A 4613-nucleotide genomic window follows, 5' to 3' on the forward strand; every position below is an offset into this window, starting at 1 on the left:
GACCCCGAAAAGCGCTTTCTCAACGGCACGGCCATTCATCCTTCCCCGCGCCTTTATCTGGCCAATGGCGTTCGTGAGCACAGCGTGCGGGCGATGGATTTGATCACGCCCATTGGCATGGGGCAGCGCGGGCTGATCGTGGCGCCGCCGGGGGCGGGGAAAACCACCCTGTTAAAGCATATCTGCCAGGCCGTGGCGGCGGCGTATCCCGAGATCAAGCTGTATGCCCTGCTGATCGACGAGCGCCCGGAGGAAGTGACCGATTTCAAGCGCAGCGTGACCGCCGAGGTGCACGCTTCGTCGTCTGACGAAAGCTACGCCCACCATGTGCGCGTGGCCGATAACCTGCTGCAAACGGCGCGCAGGCAAGCCGGGGAAGGGCACGATGTGATGATCGTGATCGATTCATTGACGCGGCTTTCCCGGGTGCACAACGCGGGGCAGCGGGGCAGTGGGCGTACCATGTCGGGCGGGCTGGATACCCGGGCGCTGGAAATCCCCCGCAAACTGTTCGGTGCGGCACGGAACATCGAAAACGGCGGCTCGCTGACCATTCTGGCCACCGTGCTGGTGGAGACGGGAAGCCGCATGGATCAGGTGATCTTCGAGGAGTTCAAGGGCACCGGCAACATGGAGCTGGTGCTGTCGCGGGAGGTGGCCAGCCAGCGCATCTTCCCGGCGCTCGATATTGCCAAAAGCAGTACCCGCCGCGAAGAGCTGTTGATCGAGGCCCACGAGATCGAAAAGGTACGCAGCCTGCGCAGAGCCTTGACGCCGCTCAAGCCAACCGACGGCGCGCAGAAGCTGCTGGCGCTGCTGGAGAAGTACCCCACCAACGCCGAGCTGCTGGCGGCGTTTTCACCCGCTCAGGGGTAAGGCCTGCCGCCTGCCTGCGGGCCATCGCTCGCCGATGTTGCCTACAACGTCTAGCGGCTGCCTTTCTTCACATGCTTCAAATTGGAGGCCGGGACGGCCTTTTTGACCGGAAATTCTGCCACTTCCCGGCGCTCGATGAGCTGGTTCATGCGCCGTTCGATGGCACACAGGTTCTTGAAATCGCTGATATCTACCAGCGAGATGGCTTCCCCGGAAGCCCCGGCACGGCCGGTGCGGCCAATGCGGTGGATGTACTCTTCCGGCTGGAAGGGTAAGTCGTAGTTCACCACTCGGCTCAGTTCGCCGATATCCAGCCCCCGCGCGGCGACGCCGGTGGCCACCAGGTACTTGAGCTCACCGGTTTTGAACTGGGCCAGAATCTTTTCGCGCATGGCCTGGCTTCTGCCGCCATGGATGGAGTCCGCGATGATGCCGCGTTTCTCCAACTGGGCCACCAGCTTGGCCGCGCTGTGCTTTTTCTCGACGAAGATCAGCGCCTGGTCCCAGGCCTGTTCGTTGATCAGGTGGCTGAGCAGGGCGGATTTGGTGTCCTTGTCGACCGTGATCAGCCACTGTTCGATGGTGTCGGCAGCGCGAACGTTGGGGTGATGGCGATGTTGGCGGCCAGGTCGGTCATCTTGCTGTCTGAAAAACTGCGGGCGAGGGCGCGAACGTCCTGGGTCATGGTGGCCGTGAACAGCAGGTTCTGGCGCTGTTCCGGCAGGCGCACGATGATCTTGTGAATATCATCCACAAAGCCCATGTCGACCATTCTGTCCGCTTCGTCCAGCACCATGACCTGCAGCTCGTCGAAGTGCAGGGCGCGCTGATGGGCCAGGTCCAGCAGCCTGCCCGGTGTGGCCACCAGAATGTCCACGCCTTCGATCAAACGCTCCTTTTGGGGCGCGGTATCGACACCGCCATACGCGGCCATCGAGGTGAGCTGGGTATGCTTGGCGTATTGCGCCACGCTGGCGTTGACCTGTACCGCCAGCTCGCGAGTGGGCACCAGAATCAGCGCGCGGATGCGCTTGGCCCGCAGCGCTTCTGCCTTGCTGAAGCGCTCCAGCAGCGGCAGCACGAAGGCGGCGGTTTTGCCGGTGCCGGTTTGCGCGGTGGCGATGAGGTCTTTCCCCGAGAGAATGGCGGGAATGGCCTGTTCCTGGATGGGCGTGGGCGTCTGGTAACCGAGTTCGGTAATCGCCTGAACGAGGGGAGTGGATAAACCGAGTGTAGAAAAAGGCATAAGGGGCCCTGACAGCGAGTCGTAGGTGGGTCGAACGTAAAAAGTGGTGCAGCATAGCGTAAAATCGGCCCGCCGTTGCTCGAATATTGCCCGCCGCGTCACCGTACCCCGCCTCACACAAGGTATAATGCCCCCTTCCCGGCGAAGCCTGTGTGCTTTAGCCTGCTGTTTTACGTCGATAAGGTCGTGGTTTGATGATCAACACCAAAATTTACAAGGCGGTGTACGAGCTGGCCGAAAAGCTGATGAAGGCCGCGTCCAAGGATGACCGTGCCACCTTTGAAGCGCTTTACGCCGAGCTGCAGGCGATCTGCACCGAGCATGAGAACACCGAGAAAGACCACCCCGAGCAGTGGGAAACCCTGGCCGACTTCACCGAAGAGCTGGAAGACGCGCTGCCGATCTACCAAAAAGCGCTGGACAAGGCAGTGGCCAAGCAGTCGAACGACCATCTGGCCTCGATTGGCTTCTCCATGGCCACCCTGCAGGTGGAGCTGGGCGAGCCCCAGGCCGCCATCGAAAGCTTGCAGCGTGCCCAGGCCAGCGCCCAAACGATTGAAGACAACGAGCTGAAAGCAGAGATCGACGAGCTGCTGGCCACGCTCACCAACGGTTAGGAGTCCCCTTGACCAATAACGATATTTTTCGCCGTATTCGCTATGCCTTCGATTTGAAGGAGGCCACCATCGTCAATATCTTCGCCCTGGCTGAGGTGGACGTGACGCCTGCCCAGGTAACGGCCTGGCTGAAGAAGGATGAGGATGAAGCGCTGGTGCCCATGAAGAACCGTGAGCTGGCGGCGTTTTTGAATGGCTTCATCAGCTTCAAGCGCGGCAAGCGCGAAGGCCCGGTGCCTGCGCCGGAAACCCAGCTGAACAACAACATGGTGTTCCAGAAGCTGCGTATTGCGCTGAACATGAAGGCCGAAGATGTGCTGGCGGTGTTCGAGCAGGTGGGGCTACCGCTCAGCCCCCACGAGCTGAGCGCGTTCTTCCGCAAGCCAAGCCACAAGAATTACCGCGAGTGCAAGGACCAGATGCTGCGCAACTTCCTGATGGGCGTGCAGCAACAGCAGCGCCCCAGCCAGGAGAGCTGACGCCTGAGGTAATACCTTAGCCGTCGCGCTTCACGCACACGAAGATGGCGTTGCCAGACGCGTTGTCCCACGGGGTGATGGTCTGGTAGTCGTGTTCGAACACGTGCACCTCGAAGTAGGGCGTCAGCAGGGCGATGAGTTCGCCAAAGCTGACCGCCACCATGGGGTGCTCGTCATTCCATACCTGGGTGACCGCAGGCGTGCTTTTTTCGATACTGAGCCGCAGCGTTTGCCGTTCCCCGTGCCCCGCATAGTGCCACCCCGAACGAAACGTGAAGCGATCCTCGCCCTGTTGGGCGGTGTGCTTGACGAACAGCGCGTTGTCGATGCGCTCCTTGTCCACGCTGTTGAAGCACAGTACGCCGCCGGTGCGCAGGGCGCGGTGGGCGCTGGCGATGCAGGCGCTCAGCTTTTCCAGGTTGGCGTTGTAGTGGATGGAGTATAAAAAGCAGGTGATCAAATCCACCGGCTCATCCACCTGGAATTGGCCCATGTCTTGCAGCGAAAAGTGAGCTTCCGGGCAGCGGGTGGCTGCCAGGTCCAGCATCGGCTGGTGAATGTCCAGCCCGCTGCTGGTGTAACCCACATCCAGAAAATGGCGCACGTGGGGGCCGGTGCCGCAGGCCAGGTCCAGGTGCTGGCTGCCCGCGTTGCCAAACAGCTGATGCAGGCGATGAATGGCGTTACTTTGCGCGCGGTAGTCGATGTCGACGCACATCAGATCGTAATAGCCGGAAAGGTCGGTGTAGAGCGCGTTGACGGACATGGTGGCCTAACGGTGAACGCTAAAGGAAAGAGGTGGCGCATGGTATACGAGCGCTTCGTATTTGAGAAGCCGGGTTTGGCTAGCCAACGGAGAGGGCAATGATACATATCGGAATTGAAACGCTGGAAGCGCAGGATGTGGTGGCGCTATTGGAAGAGCACCTGGCCGACATGCACGCCACCTCGCCGCCGGAAAGCGTGCATGCGCTGGATGTGACCGCGCTCAAGGCAGCCAACATCACCTTTTACAGCGCCCGCCAGAACGGCCAGCTGTTGGGCTGTGCGGCAATCAAGGCGCTGGGGGAGGGCCAGGCGGAGCTGAAGTCCATGCGTACCACGCCCGCTGCCCGCCAGCAGGGCGTGGGCGCCCGGCTGTTGACGCACGTGCTGGAAGAGGCCCGCGCTCGGGGCTATCACACCGTCTATCTGGAGACGGGCTCAATGGCTTTCTTCGAGCCCGCCCGCCGTTTATATGCTCGGTTCGGGTTCGAGTATTGCGGGCCGTTCGGCAGCTACCGGCTTGATCCCAATAGTTGTTTCATGCGGCTATGCTTGGGCGAGAGCTGAAAAGGCTAATATCACCGGGCCTGGTGCAGAGGCCCGGTGATGGGTTCTGGAGACAGCTTTTCA

The 4613-nt window shown here is 61.1% G+C and carries 5 protein-coding genes and 1 pseudogene; 4 read left to right on the forward strand and 2 right to left on the reverse strand.

What is annotated here, in order from left to right; genetic code table 11:
* Positions 1 to 876, forward strand: an 876-nt coding sequence (gene rho, locus B7L71_RS14845) for a transcription termination factor Rho (RefSeq protein WP_081138880.1), incomplete at its 5' end; no start/stop codon positions are given.
* A 50-nt stretch (positions 877 to 926) separates the two neighbouring features.
* Here the strand turns inward: rho and B7L71_RS14850 are convergent.
* Positions 927 to 2122: pseudogene (locus B7L71_RS14850) on the reverse strand (DEAD/DEAH box helicase).
* A 194-nt stretch (positions 2123 to 2316) separates the two neighbouring features.
* Here B7L71_RS14850 and B7L71_RS14855 point away from each other — a divergent pair.
* Positions 2317 to 2739, forward strand: a complete 423-nt coding sequence (locus tag B7L71_RS14855) for a Replicative DNA helicase (protein ID WP_081138882.1) — start codon at positions 2317 to 2319, stop codon at positions 2737 to 2739.
* A gap of 8 nt (positions 2740 to 2747) precedes the next feature.
* Positions 2748 to 3218: a DUF1456 family protein gene (locus B7L71_RS14860; RefSeq protein ID WP_016914145.1), complete on the forward strand. Its 471-nt coding sequence runs from the start codon at positions 2748 to 2750 to the stop codon at positions 3216 to 3218.
* 16 nt (positions 3219 to 3234) lie between these two features.
* On the opposite strand, the gene B7L71_RS14865 is transcribed toward B7L71_RS14860, so the two are convergent.
* Entirely contained in the window at positions 3235 to 3984 is a 750-nt protein-coding gene (locus B7L71_RS14865) for a class I SAM-dependent DNA methyltransferase (RefSeq protein ID WP_081138883.1), read from the reverse strand.
* Between the two features lie 98 nt (positions 3985 to 4082).
* Between B7L71_RS14865 and B7L71_RS14870 the strand changes: the two genes are divergently transcribed.
* The gene (locus tag B7L71_RS14870; RefSeq protein ID WP_139790146.1) at positions 4083 to 4550 is read left to right on the forward strand and encodes a GNAT family N-acetyltransferase; all 468 of its coding nucleotides are present in this window, start codon (positions 4083 to 4085) and stop codon (positions 4548 to 4550) included.
* Positions 4551 to 4613: the final 63 nt, after the last annotated feature.

The organism is Halomonas sp. BC2, assembly GCF_002078115.1.
GTDB classification, from domain to species: Bacteria; Pseudomonadota; Gammaproteobacteria; order Pseudomonadales; family Halomonadaceae; genus Vreelandella; species Vreelandella stevensii.

What these genes read in the sequence shown, in the direction of transcription:
- B7L71_RS14855 (WP_081138882.1), top strand. Translation starts at nt 2,317, where the DNA reads ATGATCAACACCAAAATTTACAAGGCGGTGTACGAGCTGGCCGAAAAG.
- B7L71_RS14865 (WP_081138883.1), bottom strand. Translation starts at nt 3,984, where the DNA reads ATGTCCGTCAACGCGCTCTACACCGACCTTTCCGGCTATTACGATCTG.
- B7L71_RS14870 (WP_139790146.1), top strand. Translation starts at nt 4,083, where the DNA reads ATGATACATATCGGAATTGAAACGCTGGAAGCGCAGGATGTGGTGGCG.